Source organism: Methylobacterium sp. WL103, assembly GCF_008039885.1.
Classification (GTDB): domain Bacteria; phylum Pseudomonadota; class Alphaproteobacteria; order Rhizobiales; family Beijerinckiaceae; genus Methylobacterium; species Methylobacterium cerastii.
The window spans coordinates 1-643 of the sequence record NZ_VRUX01001180.1; the positions used below are offsets into that span (position 1 = coordinate 1).

The following is a 643-nucleotide window of genomic DNA, read 5'->3' on the forward strand; positions in this document are numbered from 1 at the left end:
GCCTCGGCGCGGCGAAGGGCGTCGCCTTCCAGCGCCGGCGTCCCCTCGGCGACGGCGCGCATCTCGTCCGCGTCGCCGTTGCAATGGAGCGCCACGTCGATGCCGGCTTCGAAGGCCGCCTCCGCCCGCGCCCTGAACGGACCGGTCAACGCGTGCATCGAGAGGTCGTCGGTCATCAGCAGGCCGTCGAAGCCGATCATGCCGCGGATCACGTCGGCGATCACGGTCCGCGACTGGGTGGCGGGCCGGTCGGGGTCGATCTGCGTGAACACCACGTGGGCGCTCATCGCCATCGGCAGGTCGGCGAGCGCGCGGAAGGGCCCGAAGTCCTGGGCGGCCAGGGATTCGAGGCTGGCCTCGACGACCGGAAGGCCGTGATGGCTGTCGCAGGCGGCGCGGCCGTGCCCGGGGATGTGCTTCATCACCGGGAGCACCCCGCCGGCCATCAGGCCCTCGGCCACCGCCCGGCCGATCTCGGCCACTTGGCTCGGCGTCGTGGCGTAGGCCCGGTCGCCGATGATGTCGTGGGCGCCGGGCTCCGGCACGTCGAGGACGGGCGCGCAGTCGACGTTGATGCCGACCTCGGAAAGGTCGTGCGCCATCAGGCGCGCGCCGAGCCGCGCCATCGCGGTCGCCGCCCCGT

General features: G+C 73.6%; 1 protein-coding gene. It reads right to left on the minus strand.

Going from position 1 to position 643, the window contains the following annotated elements; translation table 11 throughout:
* Positions 1-643, minus strand: a 643-nt coding sequence (locus tag FV222_RS28490) for a glycoside hydrolase family 3 N-terminal domain-containing protein (protein ID WP_147816465.1), incomplete at both ends; no start/stop codon positions are given.